We start from the raw sequence: 24,471 nt of genomic DNA on the forward strand, positions 1-24,471 counted from the left end.
ATGAAATTTTCGATGAGTCATCTGAGTATCTTCCGCTGCGCGCTCTTGGGCCTGGCCTGCCTGGCGGCATGGCCGGTAGCTGCCGAGCAGCAGATCGAGCTCGACAATTTCCAGGTACATTATGCTGCGCTGCCTGGCAGCGTGCTGTCGGAGCAGAGCGCGAGAATGTATCAGATCAGCCGGTCGGTTGGCTCTGGGTTCATCAACGTGACTGTACTGGAAAAGCAGGGGGACGAGCAGCTCGTGTCGCGCCGGTCTTTCGTTCGTGGCACGGTCAGAACCGAGCAGGGTGAAGCACGACCATTGCCGTTTCAGCAGGTCACTGAGGGTGGCGTGACCTCAAGCATTGCCAATTTCTGGTACAGCCCTGGCAAGGAGCTGAGCTTCGCCATAGAGTTTATCGGCGATCCCAACCAGCCTCCGGAAGAATTCGCCTTCAAGCAAACCCTCTTCGCCAACTGAGAATCGGTCTTTTGAATATCATCATTGCTAGTGGCAACAAGGGAAAGCTCAAGGAATTCGCGACGCTGTTCGCCAGTGTGCCAACCATGCCAAGCAGGCAGTTCAAGATCATTGCGCAGAGCGAGCTCGGTATCGAGTCATGCGAAGAGCCCGCATCGACCTTCATCGAAAACGCGATTCTGAAGGCACGTCATGCCTGTACAGAAGCGCGCGCACGAGGTCATGAGGGTGCTGCGCTGGCGGATGACTCCGGGCTCTGCGTGGAGGCACTCAATGGTGCGCCAGGCATCTATTCTGCGCGCTTCGCCGGCATGCATGGACGGACGCCCGTTGGAGGCCAGTCGACCGATACAGCCAATATCGAAGAGTTGTTGCGACAGATGCAGGATGTCGATGCCGAGCGCCGCAGCGCTTCGTTCTATTGCGCACTCGCGCTGCTGCGCCATGCTGAAGACCCTGCGCCGCTGGTAGCCTGCGGACGCTGGCACGGCCGCATTCTCACGTCACCCAGTGGCGAAGCCGGCTTCGGCTATGATCCTGTCTTCCATGTTCCGGACCTCGGCAAGACGGCAGCCGAACTTTCGTCGGACCAGAAGAATGCCGCGAGCCACCGTGGCCAGGCACTGCGTCTGCTTGCCTTGCAGCTTCCGGGTCTGTAGGTCTTGCACCCACCGCTGTCGCTCTACGTTCACGTCCCCTGGTGCATCAGAAAGTGCCCCTACTGCGACTTCAATTCTCATGAGACGAATAATCTTCAGTCTCAGATTGAGCCCTATCTTGACGCGCTGCTACTCGATTGGTCCGAGGAGCTCGAGCGACTAGAGCGCTTCGGGGGACGGCGGCCACTGCAGTCGATTTTCATTGGCGGGGGCACGCCCAGTTTGCTGCCGCCAGATGTTTACGCCAGGTTACTCGAGCGCATCAACGACACCATGCCCCTGATGGAGGCTACCGAGATCACCCTGGAAGCCAATCCAGGAGCGGTCGACACCGCGCACTTCAAGGGCTACCGGCGAGCGGGCATCAACCGGATTTCGGTCGGTGTTCAGAGCTTTGCGACCGAACAACTGGCCGCGCTCGGTCGGGTTCATTCCGGCAGACAGGCGCTGGAGGCTATCGAAGCCGTAGCCTCAGCTGGTTTCGAGCGCTTCAATATCGACCTCATGTTCGGCCTGCCGCAACAAACCGCCGAAGGCGCCGAGGCCGACCTCCGGCAGGCCCTACAGTGCGGTGCCACGCATCTATCCTGGTATCAATTGACGCTGGAACCCAATACGCACTTCTTCAGCCACCCGCCACCGCTTCCGGAAGACGATGACATCGCTGATATTCAACTGGCAGGACAGGTCCTGCTTGCTGAAGCCGGATTGCAGCAGTACGAAGTGTCTGCCTACGCACGCCGCGGGCAGGCGGCCCGGCACAATCGCAACTATTGGGAATTTGGCGACTATCTCGCCATTGGTGCCGGGGCGCATGGCAAGCTCAGTTCACCCGAAGCCAGTGAGTTCATTCGATATCGCAAGACCCGACAGCCCGACGCTTATCTGAAGCGAGCCCAGGGACATGGTCAGCTCATTGCGACATCGGCAGCCGGATTTCTCGCAGCAGAAGAGGCTATTACACAGGACAGCCTGAGCTTCGAGTTCATGCTCAATGCGCTACGCCTGACTGACGGGGTACCGGTATCTTTATTCACCGAGCGGACCGGGTTGGCCGCCGCCCAGCTGGAGCCGACCTTATCGCAACTGAAGCAGGCCGGGCTGATGCAGGCTAGCGAAGACTATTTGCAGACAACGCCGCTTGGCGCCCGCTTTCTCAATGATGTCGTCGGCAAATTCAGCGGCTGGTAAACGTCAGATCTTTCGGAACAGCAGATCGTAGACGCCGTGACCCAGCTTCTGTCCACGACGCTCGAACTTGGTTTCCGGTCGCCACTCGGGTCGCTCCACAAACTGGCCTTCGCCCAGATTTTCAAGCCTCGGTTCCGCCTCGAGCACTTCGTACATGTGGTGAGCATAGTGCTCCCAGTCAGTGGCCAAATGCAGAAGACCGCCTGGCTTGAGCTTGCTCGCCAACATCGCAGTGAACTCGGGTTGGATCAGCCGGCGCTTGTGATGGCGCTTCTTATGCCAGGGGTCGGGAAAGTAGACCTGGATGCGGTCGACGGAGGCGTCATCGACACAGCCTTCGAACACCTCCACAGCATCATGCTGATAGATCCTGATATTATTGATATCGCGGGTCTGAATTTGCAGACAGAGTGAACCGACGCCGGGCGGATGAACCTCGATACCGACGAAATCCGTTTCTGGTGCAGCCTGCGCCATATCTGCCAACGACTGCCCCATACCGAAGCCAACCTCGATGACGAGTGGCGCGGCGGCGCGCTCAGCGCTTCTACTATTTCGCAGCGGTGATCCAGGATCGAGACCCAGCGTGGGCCAGAGCGAATCGTAGGCTGCCTGCTGACCGGCCGTCTTGCGTCCGCTTCGAATGACAAAGCTCTTGAGGCGGCGGGGATGGGCGGCAGCCTCCGAGGACTTCGTAGTGCGTGGTTCCAGCTCGGCGGGCTGGTCATCCTCTAGGTTCTGGCGGTCTGACATCGATTTCTCATACATCTCTGGTCTGGGCAACTGGCGCGAATGATAGCAAAAGTGGCGGAAACAGTGGATGCATAAAGTGCCATGTCGCTCTTCAGGCCTGCTGCACCGATTAAGTGCGCCCGCCGCTGGCTGATTATCCACTGCACCATAAGCAGTCATAACTAACGACGATATAATTGGCTAATATTCACCTGCCAAGCACGTGTATTGACGACCACTGCGCTTCGAGTGGCGCCCTGCGCGGCTTGGGGACTTACTGCACTGCCCGGCTCAACGCCCTTCAGCCCCTCTCTCATATCTGGCCCCGAAATTGCCTTGTAATGTCCATTCGATCCTGCAGCGCCTTTTGCTGCAGGCACCGCCAGTTGGCAAAATGTCTACAGGCTTTGCAATGAACCTAGAAGAACAGAATCTGCGTCGGGCTTTTAGCCGTCAGAAAGACCGACAGCATTGCGCGCAGCTCAGCCTGCACGCCCTTGAGCTGATCTCATTGTTACAGCAACACCGCGGCATGGTACTCGCCGTACTTGGTGGTGACGTCTTTTTCGAGACCCGTGTGGAGACTATCCGCCCCCAGGTCATTGATCAATTGCGGGTGCTGAAGCAGTTTGTCTCCGAACTGTTTCCTGAGGCGGAATGGCAGCGGCTATGCGACGAGTGGTATACGCTGTCGCACCACTGGCGCCAGGACAGCGCGTCGGAAAGCTTTGATCTGCACACCCACGTGATACAGCAGATGCTCCTGCTGCTGCGCACCTATAATAACGCCGGGGTGTTCGACCAGATTTCGGAGTCCGATCGCAGACTGGCTTATCTGACGCTGAATCAGTTACCGGAATTGATGGAGACGGCGGCAGAAATTCGCGGCATAGCCACCTTTTTGCTCGCCAGGCAATCCATGGACAAAGGCGCCAGCAGTGCAGCTAACCATGCGCCGCTGGCGCTCAAGCTGCAATATCTGCACAAGTATTTCGACGAAAGCCTGCAGAGACTGGAACAGCAGTCACCGGATCTGCAGGAGCCGACCTCCCTGGAGCAGGAGCGACTGGCCAGACACTGGCAGGAATTGAATGTGTACTGGCAGCAGATACAGCCCTCGCTAAAGCTGTTCGGACTGCAGCCTCGCCCCAGCCGCTACCCTGTGAGGCGGCGGCGTGCTGTCGGCCGCAGTACCGCTAAGGACACCCCTGCAGCAAGTGCTGCGGCAAACGGTTCGGAAGCGCTGCTACCGGACGAACATGTGCAGCTCTTCTTCAACGAAATCAGCGAACTGGTCTTTTCCATCCAGCGCCTGATCAAGCTCGGTCTTGCCGCTATACCACGCATGACAGAGCCCTCACTGGCCGAGTGGATTGACATCGCGCCGCCGGCGCAGAGCCGCGGACCCCGCGGTCTTCTGCGTCACTGAAATAGCGTCACGACCGGCTGGCGGATTCGCCCCGGCCGGCGTAGGCAATGGCCTCCATGAGATGGGGTGTCTGAATGTGCCTGCTTTCGGCCAGATCACTGATCGTTTGCGCAACCCTGAGAATCTTGTACCAGGCGCGGGCCGACAGGTGTAGTTTCTGCGCCGCACGCTCCAGCAGGCTTTGTTGAGGCCCGCCGAGGCTGATCGTCCGCTGGGTCTCAGCCGGGCTCATCAACCCATTGAGGCTGCCCTGCCTGCCATACTGTCGCTGTTGCGCCCCGCCCACCCGCTCGGCGATAACAGCGCTGGACTCGCCACGGGCTCCTGATAATTCTTCAAACTTCACCGGCGACAGCGTCATCTGCAGGTCAAATCGATCATGTATCGGACCTGAAATACGGTCTCGGTATTTTCTGATCTGCAAGGCACTGCAGACGCAGGCCTTGTCCATATGGCCGTCATACCCGCAGGGGCAGGGATTCATCGCACCTATCAGCAGGAATCTGGCCGGGAAGGCCACCTGTCGTTGCGAGCGAGTGACATTGATGGTGTGTTGCTCGAGTGGCTGTCGCAGTGCCTCGAGCGTTCGCCCGGAAAACTCGGGTAATTCGTCGAGAAAAAGTACACCGTGATTGGCCAGGGAAATCTCTCCTGGCTGGGGTGATCGACCGCCACCAACGATGGCAGACACCGAGGCGCTGTGGTGCGGGCTTCGAAATGGCGGTTTGCGCCTTGTGAGAATCTGTTCGCCTATTGTCAGCGTGTCCTCTGGCTGGCCGATATCACTATGGCTGACGGAGTAGATTGAGGCCGTTTCAAAGGCTTGCTGCCGACTGAGATTCGGCAACAATGAGAGGATTCGCCGCGCCAACATGGTCTTGCCTGACCCGGGGGGTCCACTCATCAGCAAGTGGTGATGCCCAGCAGCGGCGATTTCAAGCGCGCGGCGGGCCTGAAACTGACCACGAACATCAGCCATGTCGTCAGTGTCTGCGACGTGATCGGACGGGGGGAGTCGATCTCGCGAAGGTACTGCGGGCTGGGTCGAAGCGCTGTCGTTCAGGTAGGCGGTCACCTCACGCAAGGTAGAAAAGCCAAAGGCTTCGATGCCGTCGAGGTTCGCGAGAAGATCAATCTTGGCGGCGGCCGTAAGCAAGGGGTGGCCAGCCTGGTGACTGGCCAGCGCTGCTGGCAGCAGACCGCTGACCGGTTTGATCTGACCGGACAGTGACAACTCTCCGAAGATTTCACAGCCCGCCAGCCTGCGTTTCGCCGCCTCCGTCAACTGCTTTGACGCGGCCAGGATACTGAGCGCAATCGCAAGATCGAAGCGACCACCACATTTTGGCAAGTCGGCTGGCGCCATATTGATAGTGATTCGCCGGGCAGGAAAGTCGAAGCCGGAATTGATGAGCGCACTACGCACCCGGTCCTTGCTTTCACGTACGGCAGCCTCTGGCAGTCCGACTATAGACAGTGCCGGCAGGCCATTGGAAATGTGGGTTTCAATATAAACAAGAGGCGCAGTGACGCCAATAAGCGCCCTGCTGCAGACAACAGATAATGACATTGCACCGTCCCTGGTGACTTGATAAATGGAGAGCATGAGGGCTCTCCGCAAAAGACGACCATCCTGGTCATCAAATCAAAACACTACGTTTTCCGCTCATACCGTCTGCTGAATTCAGACCGGACCGAGTGACTTACTGGCTGACCAGCTTGCCCTCTACCTGATCCAGACGCTTCTCGAGGGTAGCAAGACGCTCCCGAGTGCGAATGAGCACGGCTTTTTGAGCTTCAAACTCTTCCCGCGATACGACGTCCAGCTTATCCAGAATGCTACTGACAGCAGCCTTGAGTTGCATCTGAGCATCCTGCTGCGCACTTTTCGCAAGGCCCGGAACATATTGGCCGAAATTTTCGTGAAAACCCTGAAGCAAATCCACTGGACTCTTCATAGAGCTGTACCTCTTCCATTACAAGTAAGGATCAATCTTGGTGTTTTGTGTGTAACGAAGACCGTCCTGTTTTCCCGACGCCATAGTAACACCACCCACACTCACTAGCGGTAGGCGATTTCCGTTAAATAGTGCTCATTTCTTGATCTTTTACCTGAAATATTTTTCCCAAGTATCAGGTCACCGTCGAGTCATCGGCTGGTCAGCAACGCGACATGCGCCCATTTTTGGTGCACGCCTCCTGCCTAGAGCCTAATTGGTGCACCATTCCGCGCCATTGCGGTGCAGGCTAACGAATAATATTGAGGTTTTACCGCATACTTCCAACTTAGCATCGTCTAAATGACTGTATCTGAACGATTTGTAATGGCTGGCATGCTTCGTGGTTAGCAACTGCATCTCGCTCGTTACAAGTGGGTCATCTTTTCAACGGCAGGCTAGCAACCAGCTTAATTACCAGCGTTCAGACGGCATTAGGAGACAGATATGAAACTTGTTACTGCCATCATCAAACCTTTCAAGCTCGACGATGTTCGAGAGGCACTGTCGGAAATCGGCGTGCAGGGTGTGACAGTTACTGAGGTCAAGGGCTTCGGACGTCAGAAGGGCCACACGGAACTGTATCGTGGCGCCGAGTACGTCGTGGACTTCCTGCCGAAGGTGAAGATCGAGGTCGCCATCGCGACTGACATGCTTGACCAGGTGCTCGAATCAATCAGCAAGGCGGCCAATACCGGCAAGATCGGTGATGGCAAGATTTTCGTGGTTGACCTCCAGCAGATCATCAGGATTCGAACCGGCGAAACCGGAACGGACGCGATCTAACTCTCACCAAACTTACTATCTGGCCTCATACGGAGGGCTTCATGGAAAATAATCTATTTCACCTGCAGTACGCCATGGACACGTTTTACTTCCTGGTCTGCGGCGCATTGGTCATGTGGATGGCTGCCGGTTTCGCAATGCTCGAGGCCGGTCTCGTCCGCGCCAAGAACACCACCGAAATCCTTACCAAAAACGTCGCGCTCTACGCGATCTCCTGTGTCATGTACATGATTTGCGGTTACGCCATCATGTATGGCGGCGACATTTTCCTCTCGGGCATTGCGGGCGGAGACACGCTGGTCGACGACACGCTGAAGAGCTTTGCCGAGCGTGAAGACGGCTTCGAAGGCGGTTCGGTCTACTCATCGGCTTCCGACTTCTTCTTCCAGGTCGTGTTCGTGGCCACCGCCATGTCCATCGTATCGGGTGCTGTCGCCGAGCGTATGAAGCTGTGGGCTTTCCTGATGTTCGCAGTGGTCATGACCGGCTTCATCTACCCGATGGAAGGTAGCTGGACCTGGGGCGGCAATGCTGTCTTCGGCATGTACACCCTTGGTGACCTCGGCTTCTCTGACTTCGCAGGCTCAGGCATCGTTCACATGGCTGGTGCAGCTGCTGCCCTCGCTGGTGTGATCCTGCTGGGTGCCCGTAAAGGCAAGTACGGCCCGAATGGCCAGGTCAACGCCTTCCCTGGCGCGAACCTGCCACTGGCGACACTCGGTACCTTCATCCTCTGGATGGGCTGGTTCGGTTTCAACGGTGGTTCAGTACTGAAGCTTGGTGATATCGCTAATGCCAACGCTGTGGCCATGGTCTTCCTCAACACCAACGCGGCAGCTGCCGGTGGCGGTATTGCGGCCCTGATCACGGCACGACTCCTGTTTGGCAAGGCCGACCTCACCATGCTGCTGAACGGCGCACTGGCTGGTCTGGTAGCGATCACAGCTGAGCCTTCCACGCCAAGCGCGCTTCAGGCGACTATTTTCGGTGCCATCGGTGGCGTACTGGTCGTGTTCTCGATCATCACCCTCGACAAGCTGAAAATCGACGACCCGGTCGGCGCCATTTCGGTGCATGGCGTCTGCGGTCTGCTGGGTCTGCTGCTCGTGCCACTCACGAACGACAACTCAAGCTTCTCTGGTCAGCTGATCGGTGCAGCGACCATCTTCGTCTGGGTATTCGTCTGTAGCCTGATCGTCTGGGGCATCCTGAAGGCCGTCATCGGCATCCGGGTCTCGGAAGAAGAGGAGTACGAAGGTACGGATCTGTCTGAGTGCGGAATGGAAGCTTACCCTGAGTTTCAGCGCGACTGAACACGCGCTGTGGGCGCAGGGACGCGCCAGTTTTACAAGAGTAAGATCAGCACTTCCAGGTTAAGAAACCTGACATGAGAAACAACCCCTTGGATGCCTGTATCGAAAGATACGGGCATTTTTTTTGCCCTCAATCGAGCGGTTCATGGTTAGGCAGTGGGGGACAATGGCTGCAGAACCCGCCGTGAATATCGCGTTCGCGAGCACATCCCTGTAGGCTACCTCGGCCATCCATGGCCGAGGATGTTCTGCAGCCATTGTCCCCCACCGCCTTCCTGAGATTCAGTGAAACGGCCAGAAAATTCGGCGCCCGATGGACGCTCCCCTCGCCTGGAGAGCCTGCCGGATGGCCACCGAGCCTAGAGTAATTATCTCGCACAGTCTCAGCACTCGCCCTATCTGGTCTGACAGTCCGCAGGGGCAGTGGTGTTCCAGTATTCAGGACATCCTCGGCCATGGATGGCCGAGGAGCCTACACGGATGTATTCACGGCGAGTCCTGAATACTGGAACACCACTGCCCCTCCCGTAGTATTCACGGCGAGTCCTGAATACTGGAACACCACTGCCCCTCCCGTAGTATTCACGGCGAGTCCTGAATACTGGAACACCACTGCCCGATGGCCCCGGTAACAATCTGTAAGGAAGTTGCACTATATTCAACCCAATGGTTGTCGGTATCATCCGAGGCGACCTTTTCCAGAACAGGACCAGCTTATGCCCGCACCCTCATCACCGGCCGTTGCTTTCATCGCCGGCGATAGTGAAATGGCCGCGCGGATGCGGGCATTGGACTGGTCGACAACGCCGCTGGGCGCGCCAGAGGACTGGCCGCAGAGTCTGAAAGCCGCTGTCCGTATCATGCTGACCTCTCGGTACGCCATGTGGATGAGCTGGGGTCCGGACAACATCTTCTTCTGTAATGACGCTTATAAGCCAACCCTCGGCGTCAAGCAGGAATGGGCGCTGGGCGCCCCGGCCGCCAAGGTCTGGGCTGAAATCTGGCCGGCTATCGGCCCGTTGATCTCCACGGTCATGGAGACCGGCGTTGCCAGCTGGAACGAGGACATGCTGTTGTTCCTCGAACGTAGTGGTGTACCGGAGGAAACCTATCATACGTTTTCGTACAGTCCGCTAGCAGACGATGATAGCGCTGTGGTCGGTATGTTGTGTGTGGTCACAGAGGAAACACTTCGGGTCATCGGTGAGCGGCGCATGGCTACCTTGCGAGATCTGGCGGCAGCGTTCAATACGCTCATTAGGCAGGACGATGTCCTACAGGCCAGCGCCCGGCAACTGGAGGCGAACCAGAAGGATTTGCCATTTACGATGACCTATCTGTTCGATGCAGACGGGGAGGCGACTCTGGCATGCTCCTCCGGTCTACCGTCCGATAGCCCCCTCGCACCACCTACCGTCACTCGCGATGCAGACCTGGACTGGCCTTTGACGTCGATCTTCGATGTGACCGGACCAGTGAGGCAGGCCTCTGCCCGGACTGCTCAGCGCCCAACAGGTGCCTGGGATCTTCCACCTCGGGAAGCGCTGATACTGCCGCTACACATGCAAGGCCAGCAGCAGCCTGCTGGTGTATTCATCGCCGCGCTCAATCCATATCGCCCGGTCGATCAGGACTATGAGGCCTTTCTGGAACTGGCCGCCAATCAGCTCGCAGCTGCGCTCGCCAATGCCAGAGCCTATGAGCATGCGCGTCAGCGGGCGGAAGCGCTGGCCGAGATCGACCGGGCCAAAACTGCTTTCTTTTCCAATGTGAGCCACGAATTTCGCACGCCGCTGACCCTGATGCTGGGTCCACTCGAGGAATCCCTCGCCAATACGGCCCTTCCCCAGGCTGACCTGGAGGGCCTGAAGCTGGCACACAGGAATGCCAGCCGTCTGCTGAAGCTGGTCAATTCCCTGCTGGACTTTTCGCGTATCGAGGCTGGGCGGGTCCAGGCCTACTATGTTCCGACCGATATCGCGGCCATCACCTCCGACCTGGCGAGCAATTTCCGCTCGGCCACGGAAAGGGCGCAACTCGAGTTGATCGCCGATTGCAAACCGCTTCGGGAGCCGATCTACATGGATCGTGACATGTGGGAAAAGGTTGTCCTCAATCTGCTCTCGAATGCCTTGAAATTCACCTTTGAAGGCCAGATCTGCGTGCGGGTCGACGAGCTTGAGGGGGCAGCCAGGCTCACTATCAGTGATACCGGCACAGGCATACCAGCGCGTGAATTACCGCGTATGTTCGAGCGCTTTCATCGAATCGCGGGTGCTCGCGGACGCAGCTTCGAAGGCAGTGGCATAGGCCTTGCCCTGGTGCAGGAGCTCGTTCATTTGCATGGGGGCGACATCAGTGTAGCGAGCACTGAGGGCTCCGGAACCACCTTTACAGTCAGTCTGCCGTTTGGCTCCTCACATCTCCCGGACGAGCAGATTCATGCGGCGCCACATCGCGAGGTCAATCATGCCAGGAGCGCCGGGTATGTCGAAGAGGCCCTTAGCTGGCTGCAGGATCATTCTGAGAAGGCGCTCATCGCACTGGATGAGCATGAGCGTGTCAGGCCAGCCGGCCTCGAGACGCCTAGCGGGGTCGATCGACCCAGCGGCTTCATTCTGCTAGCCGATGATAATGCCGACATGCGTGCTTATCTGCAGCGGCTGTTGGGAGCGACTCATGAATGTGCAGTGGCCGCAGATGGGCAAGAGGCCCTCGAACTGATTCAGCAGCGAAGACCTGATCTGTTAATTACCGACATCATGATGCCTCGAATGGATGGCTTCGCCCTCATTCGCGAAATCAGAAACGACACCGAGCTGCGCGACCTGCCTATCATTGCCCTCTCCGCACGCGCTGGCGAAGAAGCTCGCATAGAGGGTCTTTCTGGCGGGGCAGACGACTATCTTGTGAAGCCCTTTTCGGCCAAGGAGCTCATCGCCAGGGTCGAAGCTGCCCTCACGATTGCCGAAGTGAGGCGGCAGATGCACGAAGCGCTTCGGGAAAGTGAGGCTCGCTTCCGATATATGGCGGATAATGCACCGGTCATGATCTGGACGACTGACCCAAGCGGCGTGTGCACGTATCTGAGCCGGTCCTGGTATCAATTCACTGGTCAGACACCCGAGACAGGGCTCGGCTTCGGCTGGCTCGATGCCACTCACCCTGATGACAAGCCCGCCGCGGAGGCCACATTCGTCAGGGCCAATGCAGATCATTCGGCCTTTTCCCTCGAATATCGGCTGAGACGCCACGACGGCACCTATCGCTATGCTATCGATGCCGCCGCACCATGGTTTGACGCGCAGGGCCAGTTTCTTGGCTATATTGGCTCGGTCATCGATATCAGTGAACGCAGGGAGGTCGAAGAAGCCCAGCGGCAGATCAATCTGATGCTGGAGCAGCGTGTCGCAGAGGCCATCAGCGCCAGAGAGCAGACCGAAAACCAGTTGCGTCAGGCGCAGAAGATGGAGGCCATTGGTAAGTTGACCGGTGGGGTAGCACACGACTTCAATAATCTGCTGCAGATCATATCAGGCAACCTGGAGCTGCTGGCGCGGGACGTCACAGGAAATGATCGCGCAGAGCAGCGCATCAGTCATGCCCTCGAAGGTGCGGCCCGGGGCGCCAAGCTCGCCTCACAGCTGCTGGCCTTTGGTCGGCGGCAGCCGCTTGCGCCCAAGTCGGTCAATATCGGCCGACACCTGCGCAGCATAGATCATCTGCTTCGTCGCGCACTGGGCGAAGGCGTCGAGATTGAAACCGTCGTCGGGGGTGGGCTCTGGAACACGCTGATTGATGCCAGCCAGCTCGAAAATGCGCTGCTGAATCTGGCCATCAATGCGCGTGATGCCATGGGTGGCCATGGCAAGCTGACGATCGAAGCAGGAAACGCCGTGCTCGACGCCGAGTACGCGACGAATCATCTGGAAGTACGGGCTGGCCAATACGTCATGCTGGCCGTCTCCGATACGGGCTGCGGCATTCCGGCCGACGTCATTGACCGGGTATTTGAACCCTTTTTTACGACCAAGCCTGAGGGCCAGGGGACGGGCCTTGGCCTCAGCATGGTCTACGGTTTCGTCAAACAGTCGGGTGGTCATACCAAAATCTATAGCGAAGCAGAGCAGGGTACGACGGTCAGGCTCTATCTGCCGCGTACGCGCCAGGAGGAGGATCTCGCCACAATCGTCGAATCCTCACCGGTGGTCTCTGGAACAGAAACCGTTCTCGTGGTGGAGGATGATGAGACCGTGAGGTCGACTGTCGTCGCGCTGCTCAGCGACCTTGGCTATCGGGTATTGAAGGCCAGTGATGCGGCAAGCGCTCTGGTGATTGTGGAGAGCGGCGCGCACATTGATGTGCTGTTCACTGACGTGGTGATGCCTGGGAAGCTGCGCAGCCCTGAACTGGCTCGCAAGGCCCAGGATCGACTCCCCAATCTCGCAGTTCTATTTACATCCGGCTATACAGACAATGCCATCGTCCATGGCGGACGCCTGGATGAGGATATCGAGCTGCTGAGCAAGCCATATACGCGTGAGCAGCTCGCCAGGAAGATGCGTCATGTACTTCGCAAGCCTCCAGTGTCAGAGAGCTCCGGTCGTGCCATGAAACGGGTGCTGTTCGTGGAAGACGATGATCTGCTCAGAAGTACGACGACGGACCTGCTTCGTCTGCTCGGCTTCACGGTATTTCCGGCCGCTTCAGCCAGCGAAGCACTCGCAGTGCTCAAAGACAATACCGTCGATGTCCTCATGGCAGATCATGGCCTGCCAGATCTGACAGACTTACAGCTTGCTGAAAAGGCGCGACAACATTTTCCTGAATTGCCGATCCTGATTGCGAGCGGACATGATCTTGCCATCTCTGCCGAGACCCCGGGAATGGCCCTGCTTCAGAAGCCTTACAATTCGCTGGAATTGCAGCAGGCGCTCGCTGCCGTCATTCAGTCTGCCGCTGCCGGATAGACACTCAGGGCACTATTTCAATTGGGGTGTTCAGTGGCACCAGTTCCCAGATCTCTTCCATGGCGGCGTTGCTGACGGCGATACAGCCGTCGGTCCAGTCATCATGGATGTATCGATCCAGCTTCTTGCGCTCGAAGCTGTTCGGACGTCCATGAATCATGATCATGCCGCCAGGATCGCGGCCAAGCGCCTTGGCGAATTCGCGGTCCGTTTCGTTCGGATAGGAAATATGAATGGACTTGGTAAACTGGCTATTGGGATTGCGCCAGTCCAGCAGGTAGACCCCTTCGGGAGTGCGCTCATCACCTTCGAACTGTTTGTGGCCTTTGGGCTCGTCACCGAGACTGACCGGATAAACCCTGAGTGGACTGTCGTCTTTCATGAGCAGCAGCAGACGCTGGCCTTTTCGGACGATGACCCTGTCGACAGGCACTGCGGCGACATTGGCATCGGATTCAGGATCCTCCACCACCTCCACCTCTTCCGCGTCATCCAGCGAAACAGGGTCTGTGCTGTCACTGGGGGCAAGACTCCAGGCCAGCGGTGCGCCAGCCATCACGAGTATGGCCAGTAAGCCCTTCAGGGACCGCAGCCATGGGCGGACAAGCGACGGATGCCGAATAAGCTCTATCAGATCAGGACTGTGGATATTTGGCGAAGACGAGACTGGCGTTAGTGCCACCGAAGCCAAAGCTGTTCGACATGACAAGATCGAGCGCGTCATCGTTTTCCGGCTTCTGGACAATTGGAAAATCCGCGGCTTTTTCATCGATACTCTGGATGTGAGCAGATGGCGCAATGAAACCCTCCTTCTGCATGATCAGACAGTAGATGGCCTCATGCGCGCCCGCACAGCCCAGCGAATGTCCGGTCAGCGATTTTGTCGAACTGATCTTCGGCAGATCGTTGCCAAAGACTTCCCTGATCGAGTTTAGCTCAACTATGTCGCCAGCGGGGGTGCTGGTGCCGTGGGTATTGATGTAGGCGATACGCTTGCTCTTGCCTGAAGCGAAGGCCTGTTCACTGGCCTGCCTCATGGCGCGAACGGCACCTTCCCCAGAGGGGGCTACCATATCGGCACCGTCCGAGGTTGCGGCGTAACCCACGAGCTCACCATAAATCGGTGCGCCTCGCTTGAGTGCATGCTCGAGTTCCTCGACAACGACTGTAGCACCACCGCCGGCGATGACGAAGCCGTCTCGGGTACTGCAATACGGCCTTGAAGCCGTCGACGCGACATCGTTGTATTTCGTGGACATCGCGCCCATGGCGTCGAACAGCATGGCCAGCGTCCAATCCTCTTCTTCACCGCCACCGGCAAAAATCAGGTCCTGCTTGCCAAGCTGGATCTGCTCCCAGGCATGACCAATACAGTGCGAACTGGTAGCACAGGCAGAAGTGATTGAGTAATTGACGCCGCGAATCTTGAACGCGGTGGACAGGCAGGCATTGACCGAACTGTTCATGGTGCGAGTGACCCGGTAAGGCCCGATCTTCTTCACGCCGCGCGAGCGGGCAATATCGCCGGACTCGACGACATTGCTGGTCGACGCGCCGCCACTGCCCATGATAAGGCCAGTCCGCTCACTGTTGAGCAGGGCCTCATCGATGCCAGAATCTGCAATCGCCTGCTGCATGGACAGGTAGGCGTAGGCAGCACCGTCACCCATGAAACGCAGCAGTTTTCGATCAATATTCGCTTCGAGATCGATATCGACGGTGCCACTGACCTGGCTCTTGAGACCAGCGTCGCGGTACTTTTCGTTGAAGCGGATACCTGAGCGGCCTGTTCGCAAAGCTTCGGTGACAGTCTTAATGTCATTGCCCAGACAGGAGACAATGCCCATCCCGGTAATCACTGCACGTTTCATCATAGAACCTTTTGATTCATTCATTGCATTTACGAAGCCCGGCCACTCGTTCGATTCAGGCGGGTGCTGCTTACTGTTCGAATAGACCGACTTTCAGATCCTTCGCAACATAAATGGTTTCACCATCCACTTTCATCAGGCCATCAGCCACACCCATGGTCAGTTTGCGTGAGATCAGCCGTTTCATATGAATCTCATACGTCACGAGGCGGGCATCCGGCATGACCTGACCAGTGAACTTCACTTCGCCAACACCTATCGCCCGGCCTCGACCCTTGTAACCCGACCAGGCGAGATGGAAGCCGACAAGCTGCCACATGGCATCGAGTCCGAGACAGCCTGGCATCACCGGATCATCGACAAAGTGTACGTCGAAGAACCAGAGATCGGGTCTGATATCAAGTTCGGCAATGAGGGAACCCTTGCCAAATTCGCCACCATCGGCGTCGATATGAGTGACTCTGTCGAGCATGAGCATCTCACGCACGGGGAGTCTGGCCGTGTCCTTGCCGAAGAGTTCACCCTGACCGCAGGCAATCAATTCTTCCTTATCGTAAGCTTTCTTTCTTTCTGATGTGACGTCTGTACCTGCCATGGCAGCCAAAGCGGTTCCTCTTGTTGTCGCTGTCACCGCGTCGAGCCTGCTCGTACCACGGCACAATTGCCGCTTAAATGAGCGTTAAAAGTGGTTGACAGACAACGATAGTGTGTTAGCACGATATCGCTAACATATTACATTTTAATTTCAGCTGCTACTTGAATGATTGGAAACCTGAGGGCATAAACAGCCCCCTGGCCCCGGCGACGCCGGTGGCCGAAGCAACGGGGCCAACTCTCATTTCAGCGCGGCTTTCATGAACTCGGGCACGGCGAGCGCTGCCCTGTGTATGTCTTCATTATAATAGCGGGTTCGAAAGCTCCGCTCTGCCGCATCGGCTTCGCGGAAAAAAGTGACGTTGTCGTTCTTGCTCGCCATGGTGCAGCTCCACCAGCCCGTGGGATACACCGGCTGCGGAAACGGCAGCGTCCGACTGGTCTTGAAGCCAGCCTTGCGCATGTCGGCATGCACATTCTTGATGATGGTATCGGCATGCAAGAGCGGTGATTCAGTCTGCTGAACAAGCAGTCCGCCTTCCCTCAATGCCAGATGGCAGTTGCGATAGAAGTCGACCGCAAACAGACCCTCAGCTGGACCCACCGGATCGGTGGAGTCGACGATGATCAGGTCCAGCGAATTGGGGCTCGCATCGCTGATCCACTTGATGCCGTCTGCAAACAGCAGCTCGGCCCGTGAATCGTCGTTCGAACTGCAGAGATCAGGAAAGTGCTCTTCGGCGACCCGGGTGACCCGTTCGTCGAGTTCGATCTGTGTCACCTTGCGAATGTCTGGATGCTTCAGCACTTCCTTCAGGGTTCCGCAATCGCCGCCACCAATGATGGCCACGTCGCGAGGGGCCTTGTGGGTGAACAGCGCAGGATGCGTCATCATCTCGTGATAAAGAAAGTTGTCTCGATCGGTCAGCATGACACAGCCGTCCAGCACCATCAGCTTGCCGAAGGTCTTGGTCTGATAGATCTCGATATGCTGGTACTGACTGTTTTCTTCGTGGACCTTGGCATCTATAGCCAACGAGAATCCGGTGCCCTGGTCCTGAAAGATTTCGGTAAACCAGCCGGGCATGTGCTCAGCCATGGTAGTCGCCTCCGCGAAAGTTCGGTATGAAAGGTGTGATCGGTGGAAAGGCAGACACTATAAGTCACTGGCGTCTGCAGTCATAGCGTACGATACGTAGGGAGGGGACCAGATGATCAACCCGTAGACGCGCGGGACGATGTGGCGTGGCGAGGCCGCATGTTGTAGTGTTCCGGCTTGAATCTCATGCGCAACAGGTATGGCTAAAATGACGATGGACGGCGGGCAGTGGACACCCGATGCGGCGATGGCTGCTTATAATGTCGCACAGTGGAGCGAAGGCTACGTCACGATCGACAGCAAGGGGATGGTGCGCGTTCGGCCGCATGCCCATCGTGGCGGATCATCGGCTGCAATCGACCCCGATGATGGTTTGGTGCTGAGCGAGCTGACACGGGCCTGTATTGACGCTGGCCTGTCGCTGCCCATCCTGCTGCGCTTTTCCGACATTCTTCACGACCGCGTGAACGCCCTCTGTGGCGCCTTCAACAGTGCGCGTGAGCGACTGAACTATCAGGGCGGCTACACCGCCGTTTATCCGATCAAGGTGAATCAGCAGCGTCATGTGGTCGAGCAGATCATCCGTGCCGAACCGGCCCGTTCACGCCAGCAGATCGGCCTCGAAGCAGGCAGCAAGCCCGAACTGATGACCGTTCTTTCGCTGAGTCGTCCCGGCGATACCATTGTTTGCAACGGCTACAAGGATCGTGCCTTCATCAGGCTGGCCCTGCTTGGGCAAACCCTCGGCATGCGTGTTTTCATCGTTATCGAGATGCTCGATGAACTCAAGCTGGTGCTGGAGGAGAGCGAGAAACTGGGCATTCGACCGCTGCTGGGCGTGAGAGCCCGACTATCGAGCATTGGCAAGGGCAACTGGCAGAACACGGGCGGCGAAAAGTCCAAGTTTGGACTGTCGGCCGGGCAGATTCTCAGCGTGGTCGAACAGCTGCGCGAGGCAGGATCACTGGACACGCTGACCCTGCTGCATTTCCACCTCGGCTCGCAAATTGCGAACATCCGTGATATCCAGACCGGCATGCGCGAGTGCGCTCGCTTCTATGTCGAACTCATGCAACTCGGCGCTGCCATCGCCACAGTCGACGTCGGTGGTGGTCTCGGCATCGATTATGAAGGCACGCGCTCACGCAGTGCCTACTCGATCAACTACAGCATGGAAGAGTACGCCTTCCAGGTGTTACGGACGCTTCAGGAAGAGGCGCGTCGTAACGACCTGCCTGAGCCGGATGTCATCACCGAATCTGGCCGCTCGCTCACGGCGCATCATGCCATTCTGGTGACCAACATCATCGATGAAGAGCGTAGCGAGGTCGATGAACAGCAGGCGACCGCGATGCAGGAAACAGGGGGCGATCTGGCGCCAGACCTGCCAGCACCGCTCTCCGAGCTGCAGCAGGATTATCTGGCCGTGCTGGATCGCAATCGCAACCGTACCGCCGCCGAGCTCTACCACGATGCCTCGCAGGCTTTGCAGGAGGCCCAGTCCCAGTTCATTCACGGCACCATGTCGCTGGCTCAGCGTGCAGCTGCAGAAAAGCTTTACAAGCAGATCTGTCTGCGCCTGCAGCAGACGCTGGACCGCTCGAAGCGTACTCATCGCGATATCATCGACGAGATAAACGACAAGCTGGCCGACAAGCTGTTTGTGAACTTTTCATTGTTCCAATCGCTGCCCGACGTCTGGGGCATCGATCAGATCTTCCCGATATTGCCGCTGGCCGGACTCGATAAACCCCCGCTCCGCCGGGCTGTGGTGCAGGATATCACTTGCGATTCTGATGGCCGGATCGACAGTTATGTCGACAGTGGCGGTATTGAAACCACCTTGCCAGTACCCGACTTTCAACGTGAAGATCTCAAGGCGGCCAATGGTTCACACGGGCCGCTGCTCGGCTTCTTCCTCACCGGCGCCTACCAGGAGATTCTGGGCGACCTGCACAATCTCTTTGGAGATACCGATTCGGTTGATGTGCGCATCAGCGAAGATGGTCGCTTCAGACTGGACCATCTGCAGCATGGCGATACGGTGAAGCGGGTGCTCTCTTACGTCAATTATGACTGGAATGACTTGCTGGCGGCCTGCACCGAGAAGGTTCGGCAAGCAGAGTTGACCGACGAGCTGCGTGGCATCCTGCTGGCCGAACTCGAAGCTGGCCTCCAAGCCTATACCTACTTTTCCAAGTAGGTCCGCTGTCCCGTCCGCTTGATTCGGACGGGACCCTAGCGGCTATGGTCGTCCTGGGGCTCGAAATAGAGCTCGCGAATGCGGCGCTCGTAATTGGTCAGCAAGGACGACTCCTCCACCAGGTTCTTCAGCGGGCTGTCGAAGCGCGAGCGCAGTACGTTGTGGATCATCGCATAGAGCGTGGCGTCGTGACTGCTGGGCTTGTCGCCGAACAGATAGTCCTTGTCGCCGAGGGCCATGGCTACCGAAGTCATATCCGCATTCGCCATATCGTAAATATCCCGAGGGGTGTGTCGACCCAGGCCATGCGCCTTTAGTGCAGATTTGGCCTGCACCTGCATGAGGGTGGGCACGACGTAACGCACCACATGGGAAAACAGGCCACTGAGCTCCTGCCTGACCAGAGGCCAGTTATCGCCTGCAAAACGGCTGTAGACGATGGCCCAGTAGTAGTGATTCTCCAGTGCGCGTGACAGCAGCTGACCCTGAGCCCTGTCCTCTTGGCTCAGCCAGGTATCGAGGCTGATGTTATAGCGTTCGTGCAGGTAAGCAATAATCAGATTGGAGTCATGGATGACGCGAACCTTATCCTCAGACTCATCCTGGATATACGGCAACTTCCCCAACGGCGCCTTGCGGGGATCAAGCACGGTTTCGATCTGAAAGGGCAGATCGATCATGTTCAGGTAGGTCTCCACCTTCAGGCAGAATACGCTGGGATTTCGAACGCCGAAGAGTGCGGGAAACTGGTAAAGCGTTATCATCAAATGGCCCTGTCTGCACCTGCTCAGGTGCTGTTGAATGCGTTTCTCAGACGAGCCTGATCCACGTCAGGCAGTGTACTCACAGCCAGTCCCAGCCGTAAAGCGGTCCTCATGTCATGCTCCGCCGCAAGCTTGTCATGCAACAGGCAATAGCCGAGCCCGAGACTATCCAGCCAGGCAGCTGCGCCGTCCTCCCTGAGCATGGCGATAGTGCATACGGTACCGGCAAGCAGACAGGCTTCTGCGGCCACTGAAACACTCGCAGGCGTCCGCGCCGGAGTCGCTGTCATGGGGTTCAGGAGATGGCAGTAGCGGCGTCCATCGATGATCATGAAACGTTCGTAGTCACCGCTGGTGGCGAAGCCGCCGCTTGAAAGGCCGGTAAACGTAATGGCTCTGTCAGGCGCGCGCGCGTGTCGAACGCCGACAAGCCAGGGCTGTCCCGCCGGATCCGGACCGACTACCGCGATGTCGCCGGCAAGATCGACGAAGCCACTTTGACAGCCCTGCTGACGCAAGAGCGTAGCGACTGCATCGCAGGCGTATTCCTTACCAAAGCCCCCGAAATCCAGCGCCATGCCCTCAATAGGCAGACGGATGGCATCGGCCCGGCGTTCAACGAGTTCCCAGCCGATTTTCGCGCGCAATGCTATGAGCTCAGCCTGTGGTGGCAATTGCTGTGACCTGAAATCCCAGGCCTGGCGGAGGATGCCGGAAGTGATATCGAACAGGCCATCGCTCATCGCGAAGGCCTGCGCGGCGTAATCCAGCAGCGCGCCCGTCATGGTGTCGGTGTGAGTCCACTCGCCTGTGCCCGCTCGGGCATTGATCTTCGAGACGATGCTGTCTGCACGATACCGCGAATAGCGCTGCTCGAAAGTCTGCAAAAGATCTACGGCCAGCGCAGACCAACGGTCAGCATTGGCACGCTCGCCGCCGAGCCTGAGCTCGCAGGGTCCGCCGAGGGCTTTGAAACGGTAGTGATGCAGGCCGAAGTCAGTCATGAGACTGAGTATCGGCCGAGTCGGGACAATGCGCTAGATCGAGTATTCGAAACCGATGGAGATCCTGGTGAACTCGACGAGCGCAGGGTTGGGTCGGTCAACCGATTCAACGGCAAAATCAGCGTCGCTGATGTAGCGCTCGGCGCCAATACTCATCTTCCAGTCATAGCCGTAGGCGATCGCCTTCAAGCCGGCAGTAACAGCACCATAAGGTGACAATCGGAAATCCGAAGATCGTTCACCACTGGTGTTGAGTCCGGTGAGGGGCTCGTAGAAGTCCGCCTGCCCCTGGGTGTAGTACCGGAAGCTTGGCACGAGCTGCAGATTGGCGTTGATGTTCTGATACCAGGCCAGGTCGAGTGTGTGAGACATGATGCCCCAATCGTCGCCATAGATCCGGTAATCGACATGGGCCGCAGCATCGGCGGCTTCGATGAAGTGGCGATACCGCGCACTGGCTGCGAGTTGCAGCCGCTCATCCGGCCTGACGTCATTGAGCTTGTATGGATCCGACAGATAACCGCTCTTGCGCGTCGCGCTCAGGCTACCCTGAATCTGCGAAACGCTGGTGATGATTCTGCTGTAGCCGGCAAAGACGGTGAGGCTGTCCTTGTCTTCGCTTTTAGGCCTGTCGAAACCGATCTGCTGAGTGGGCTCGACCGTGTCTATGGACACCGCGAAACCGCCGGAAATGGTATCCAGTCTGTCATTGAACGTGAGACTGCCGTCCAGGCCACCGCTGAATGCCGTGTAGTCGTCTTCACCGGAATAGCCCAGGTTGACGCCGACGGTGGTGTCTTCGTTATAGCGACGTAAGCTGCTACTGACATCGAGGCGCTCGTCTTCGATACTCGCACCGCTCATCACGACCTGTGGATCTCCCTGCACATCGGCAGAAATAGCCTGCGGCGAGGCACCAGACATGGTCTCCCGTGCCAGATTCACCGCAAAGCCATAGCGATCAGACAACGCTGTAGTGAGGCCGAGCTGATGCACGTCGATATCGTAGCGTTCGCGCGAACCAACGGCGAGCTTGCTCGCGTCCAGATCGTCTTCCTCATACTGGGTATAGGCGTAGCTGATCGTAGTGCGCTCAGGCGGACTTTCAGCAGAAACAGCCGGTGCCAGCGTGGCCAGTCCAGGGATGCCAAGCGCAGCGGCAGACAGGGCCAGCAGGGCCTTGGAAGACGAATTTTCTTTCATGAGTGATCTACCACTTTGCTGATCAATGAAATGACTATGTTGAATGTGCGTGTGTGTCAGTTACAGCCGCAACCGCCACCCTCTGCTGCCGAGCCACCGCTCGATGCCTCCTTGGCAAAATAGATATGGGCATCGAGCGTCGAAGCCAGTGGGTCTGGATCCCAGGCCATCTCACTTCGTGCCAGATCTCCCCGCTCCCAGGGCTTGACCTGTGCGCAGGCCTGGAGGCCCACTACCAGGCTGATCACGAGTAGCGCCGCTACCGGCGCACGAACTGCGGTCATCAGTTTAATTTTCATTTTTTGGCCTTCCGCAAAGCTTCGATTTCCTGCCTGAGTTTTTCGATGTCGCCGTCCCTGAAGCCTTCATGCACGCTCACGATGTTGCCCTTGTGATCGATGAGATAAGACGTCGGCATGCCGACCAGACCATAGGCTTCAGGTGTCTTGCCTTTTGGATCGAGCAGTACCGGATAGCTGACGGGGAACTGGTTAAGGAAGCGAGTGGCGTCTTCAGTCTTGGCGTCGACGTTAATGGCGAGCACTTCAAAGTCGCCCGCTTCGACCAGCTCATCGCGTAACTTCGACAGCTGCGGCAGTGACTTGCGGCAGGGCCCGCACCACGACGCCCAGAAATCGACGTACACGATCATGCCGCGGTACTGACTCAGCGACTGCGTCTTGTCCGAGTTCAGCACCGGCAGCTGGAAATCCGGGGCCGGCTTCGCGGCGTACGCATCAGGCGCCGTAAAGGGCACCGAGGCCAGCAGGCAGGCGACGAGCAGTGAGCCGGTAAAGCGCCACATGCGAGACGCATCGGCCAGCTCATCGGCAAGTCGACGGTTTGAGACCAGCGTTCTTGAACGATTCAGAATCATGTGAAATCTGCCTTCATGAGAATAGGTTGAGTGTGTCAGCCTGGATTGGATAGCGACGATCCAGATCGGCGCTTTCAATACCAGCCAGTCGACGCAGTGCCCGATGCACATGCCCCGGTGTCAACACGATACCAGAGCTGTCCGGCAGGAAGGTCTGCGGATTCACGCGTAGCGCTCTGAACTCGGGATCGGTGGCTCCTATGGTACGACCGCCCCTGATACCTGCGCCCATCGCCATGACGCTGGTGACGTTCCAGTGGTCCTTGCCGTTGCCACTGTTGTAATAGGGGGTGCGACCAAAATCGGAACTGATGACGACGGTGGTTCTGTCTGCCAGGCCTTCTTCTTCGAGTCGCGTCCAGAGGTGGTGGACGCCGTCGAGCAGCGTGCGCATGCGGGGGTAATGACTGGTGTCATGGTTGCCGTGAGTGTCGAACCCGCCAGTGACCAGATTTGCACTCACGCCAAGTCCTGTCGAAAAGGCAGCCACCGCCATCTCCGCCTGGCCTTTCAGGCCACTGGTCGTGCGGCCTTCCAACTTCTGCGAAATGGCGTCCAGGTTATTTCGGCCTGAACTGCGAACGCCGAAAAGATCGCTCATCATCTTCTTACGCTGCGGCAGTTGCTCCGTGCTCATCAGCTGCTCGAGTCGCTGCCGCTTGCTGGCGGCCAGTGCCTCGAAGGTGGTGTCGGGCAAATAGCGATTATTGCTGCCGGCAGATGGATGATTCGGATTTGCCAGGTCCGAGAATTGACCAGACCCTGAGACCCTTGCAGCGGCCACGATGCCATCGGTGTAGTCGTAGCCTCCATTGGTCAGGAAGGACATCGGCTCGTTCGGGGCCGATGCCGCCGCTGCCAGTGCGGCAAACGCTGGCATGCCGAGATCAGCACTGCCACTCCAGGTCGTTCGGGTGCCGGTACTGTGGCTGTTCGTTCGAGTATCGACACCGTTGATGACCAGTAGCCGCCCGGCATGAGTCTGGAAAAAGGTGTCGTACATCGCATCGATTTCAGCTCTGACTACCGCGTCGGTGATGCTGGCTGAGGCTGGGGCATAAGCTATGCTTCCAGCGTTTCTGATGTCTGCTGTGGCGAAGTTGTTCACCGCCCCGCGTCCATCACTGCGTGCCGCATCGCCCTTGGGATCGCAGAGAATCGTTGGGTCCCAGCCGCCGCTGGCATGAACGCTCACCCAGAACCGGTTAGGCGCTGCATTGGCCAGGCTGGCCGTCATTGGCAGGCCCAGGGTCATACCGGAGGCCGCCGCCATTCTCAAGAAGTTACGTCTGTCCATCATCATTCTCCCGATCGCGC

21 protein-coding genes are annotated in these 24,471 nt (G+C 57.8%); 8 read left to right on the plus strand and 13 right to left on the minus strand.

Annotated features, from left to right (window positions below; translation table 11 throughout):
- The 3 genes from ABD735_RS10125 to hemW are packed head-to-tail and all read left to right on the plus strand — an operon-like array spanning position 1 to position 2,312.
- Positions 1-462: a DUF4426 domain-containing protein gene (locus tag ABD735_RS10125; RefSeq protein WP_344805939.1), complete on the plus strand. Its 462-nt coding sequence runs from the start codon at positions 1-3 to the stop codon at positions 460-462.
- An 11-nt stretch (positions 463-473) separates the two neighbouring features.
- The gene (gene rdgB, locus ABD735_RS10130) at positions 474-1,121 is read left to right on the plus strand and encodes an RdgB/HAM1 family non-canonical purine NTP pyrophosphatase (RefSeq protein WP_344805941.1); all 648 of its coding nucleotides are present in this window, start codon (positions 474-476) and stop codon (positions 1,119-1,121) included.
- Between the two features lie 3 nt (positions 1,122-1,124).
- Positions 1,125-2,312 carry a radical SAM family heme chaperone HemW gene (gene hemW / locus ABD735_RS10135; protein WP_344805943.1) on the plus strand — a complete coding sequence of 396 codons (1,188 nt, stop codon included), beginning with the start codon at positions 1,125-1,127 and terminating at the stop codon, positions 2,310-2,312.
- A gap of 3 nt (positions 2,313-2,315) precedes the next feature.
- Here hemW and trmB read toward each other — a convergent pair whose 3' ends face one another.
- The gene (gene trmB, locus ABD735_RS10140) at positions 2,316-3,065 is read right to left on the minus strand and encodes a tRNA (guanosine(46)-N7)-methyltransferase TrmB (RefSeq protein ID WP_344805945.1); all 750 of its coding nucleotides are present in this window, start codon (positions 3,063-3,065) and stop codon (positions 2,316-2,318) included.
- 391 nt (positions 3,066-3,456) lie between these two features.
- Between trmB and ABD735_RS10145 the strand changes: the two genes are divergently transcribed.
- Positions 3,457-4,473 carry a hypothetical protein gene (locus tag ABD735_RS10145; protein WP_344805947.1) on the plus strand — a complete coding sequence of 339 codons (1,017 nt, stop codon included), beginning with the start codon at positions 3,457-3,459 and terminating at the stop codon, positions 4,471-4,473.
- 7 nt (positions 4,474-4,480) lie between these two features.
- Here the strand turns inward: ABD735_RS10145 and ABD735_RS10150 are convergent, their stop codons facing one another.
- Complete coding sequence (locus ABD735_RS10150; RefSeq protein ID WP_344805949.1) at positions 4,481-6,043, minus strand: YifB family Mg chelatase-like AAA ATPase; 1,563 nt, start codon at positions 6,041-6,043, stop codon at positions 4,481-4,483.
- A 133-nt stretch (positions 6,044-6,176) separates the two neighbouring features.
- On the minus strand, positions 6,177-6,431 hold the full coding sequence (locus ABD735_RS10155; protein ID WP_344805951.1) for an accessory factor UbiK family protein: 255 nt from the start codon (positions 6,429-6,431) through the stop codon (positions 6,177-6,179).
- Positions 6,432-6,917: 486 nt separating this feature from the next.
- On the opposite strand from ABD735_RS10155, the gene glnK reads away from it, so the two are divergent.
- From glnK to ABD735_RS10170, 3 genes are all read left to right on the plus strand, one after another.
- A complete protein-coding gene (gene glnK, locus ABD735_RS10160; RefSeq protein WP_344805953.1) occupies positions 6,918-7,256 on the plus strand; it encodes a P-II family nitrogen regulator in 339 nt (112 codons plus the stop codon).
- Positions 7,257-7,297: 41 nt separating this feature from the next.
- The gene (locus ABD735_RS10165) at positions 7,298-8,569 is read left to right on the plus strand and encodes an ammonium transporter (protein WP_344805955.1); all 1,272 of its coding nucleotides are present in this window, start codon (positions 7,298-7,300) and stop codon (positions 8,567-8,569) included.
- A 716-nt stretch (positions 8,570-9,285) separates the two neighbouring features.
- Positions 9,286-13,539 carry a response regulator gene (locus tag ABD735_RS10170; protein ID WP_344805957.1) on the plus strand — a complete coding sequence of 1,418 codons (4,254 nt, stop codon included), beginning with the start codon at positions 9,286-9,288 and terminating at the stop codon, positions 13,537-13,539.
- 4 nt (positions 13,540-13,543) lie between these two features.
- On the opposite strand, the gene ABD735_RS10175 is transcribed toward ABD735_RS10170, so the two are convergent.
- From ABD735_RS10175 to speE, 4 genes are all read right to left on the minus strand, one after another.
- Positions 13,544-14,095: a L,D-transpeptidase family protein gene (locus ABD735_RS10175; protein WP_344806351.1), complete on the minus strand. Its 552-nt coding sequence runs from the start codon at positions 14,093-14,095 to the stop codon at positions 13,544-13,546.
- A 79-nt stretch (positions 14,096-14,174) separates the two neighbouring features.
- The gene (fabB, locus tag ABD735_RS10180) at positions 14,175-15,410 is read right to left on the minus strand and encodes a beta-ketoacyl-ACP synthase I (RefSeq protein WP_344806353.1); all 1,236 of its coding nucleotides are present in this window, start codon (positions 15,408-15,410) and stop codon (positions 14,175-14,177) included.
- Between the two features lie 70 nt (positions 15,411-15,480).
- Positions 15,481-16,005 (minus strand): bifunctional 3-hydroxydecanoyl-ACP dehydratase/trans-2-decenoyl-ACP isomerase, encoded by a 525-nt coding sequence (fabA, locus tag ABD735_RS10185; protein WP_344805959.1) that lies wholly within the window; start codon positions 16,003-16,005, stop codon positions 15,481-15,483.
- A gap of 240 nt (positions 16,006-16,245) precedes the next feature.
- Positions 16,246-17,103, minus strand: a complete 858-nt coding sequence (gene speE, locus ABD735_RS10190; protein WP_344805961.1) for a polyamine aminopropyltransferase — start codon at positions 17,101-17,103, stop codon at positions 16,246-16,248.
- A 199-nt stretch (positions 17,104-17,302) separates the two neighbouring features.
- Between speE and speA the strand changes: the two genes are divergently transcribed.
- Positions 17,303-19,306 carry a biosynthetic arginine decarboxylase gene (gene speA, locus ABD735_RS10195; RefSeq protein ID WP_344805963.1) on the plus strand — a complete coding sequence of 668 codons (2,004 nt, stop codon included), beginning with the start codon at positions 17,303-17,305 and terminating at the stop codon, positions 19,304-19,306.
- Between the two features lie 35 nt (positions 19,307-19,341).
- On the opposite strand, the gene ABD735_RS10200 is transcribed toward speA, so the two are convergent.
- Genes ABD735_RS10200 through ABD735_RS10225 form a run of 6 tightly spaced genes read right to left on the minus strand, consistent with a single transcriptional unit; the run spans position 19,342 to position 24,451 of the window.
- Complete coding sequence (locus ABD735_RS10200) at positions 19,342-20,070, minus strand: glutathione S-transferase family protein (protein WP_344805965.1); 729 nt, start codon at positions 20,068-20,070, stop codon at positions 19,342-19,344.
- 23 nt (positions 20,071-20,093) lie between these two features.
- Entirely contained in the window at positions 20,094-21,074 is a 981-nt protein-coding gene (locus tag ABD735_RS10205) for an FAD:protein FMN transferase (RefSeq protein WP_344805967.1), read from the minus strand.
- Positions 21,075-21,107: 33 nt separating this feature from the next.
- Positions 21,108-22,277, minus strand: a complete 1,170-nt coding sequence (locus ABD735_RS10210) for a DUF3570 domain-containing protein (RefSeq protein ID WP_344805969.1) — start codon at positions 22,275-22,277, stop codon at positions 21,108-21,110.
- 56 nt (positions 22,278-22,333) lie between these two features.
- Complete coding sequence (locus ABD735_RS10215) at positions 22,334-22,576, minus strand: DUF4266 domain-containing protein (protein WP_344805971.1); 243 nt, start codon at positions 22,574-22,576, stop codon at positions 22,334-22,336.
- A complete protein-coding gene (locus ABD735_RS10220; RefSeq protein WP_344805972.1) occupies positions 22,573-23,154 on the minus strand; it encodes a TlpA family protein disulfide reductase in 582 nt (193 codons plus the stop codon). The genes ABD735_RS10215 and ABD735_RS10220 overlap by 4 nt, the downstream gene beginning before the upstream one ends.
- A 13-nt stretch (positions 23,155-23,167) precedes the next feature.
- Positions 23,168-24,451 carry a DUF1501 domain-containing protein gene (locus ABD735_RS10225; protein WP_344805974.1) on the minus strand — a complete coding sequence of 428 codons (1,284 nt, stop codon included), beginning with the start codon at positions 24,449-24,451 and terminating at the stop codon, positions 23,168-23,170.
- Positions 24,452-24,471: the final 20 nt, after the last annotated feature.

Source organism: Allohahella marinimesophila (genome assembly GCF_039538005.1).
GTDB lineage: Bacteria > Pseudomonadota > Gammaproteobacteria > Pseudomonadales > Oleiphilaceae > Allohahella > Allohahella marinimesophila.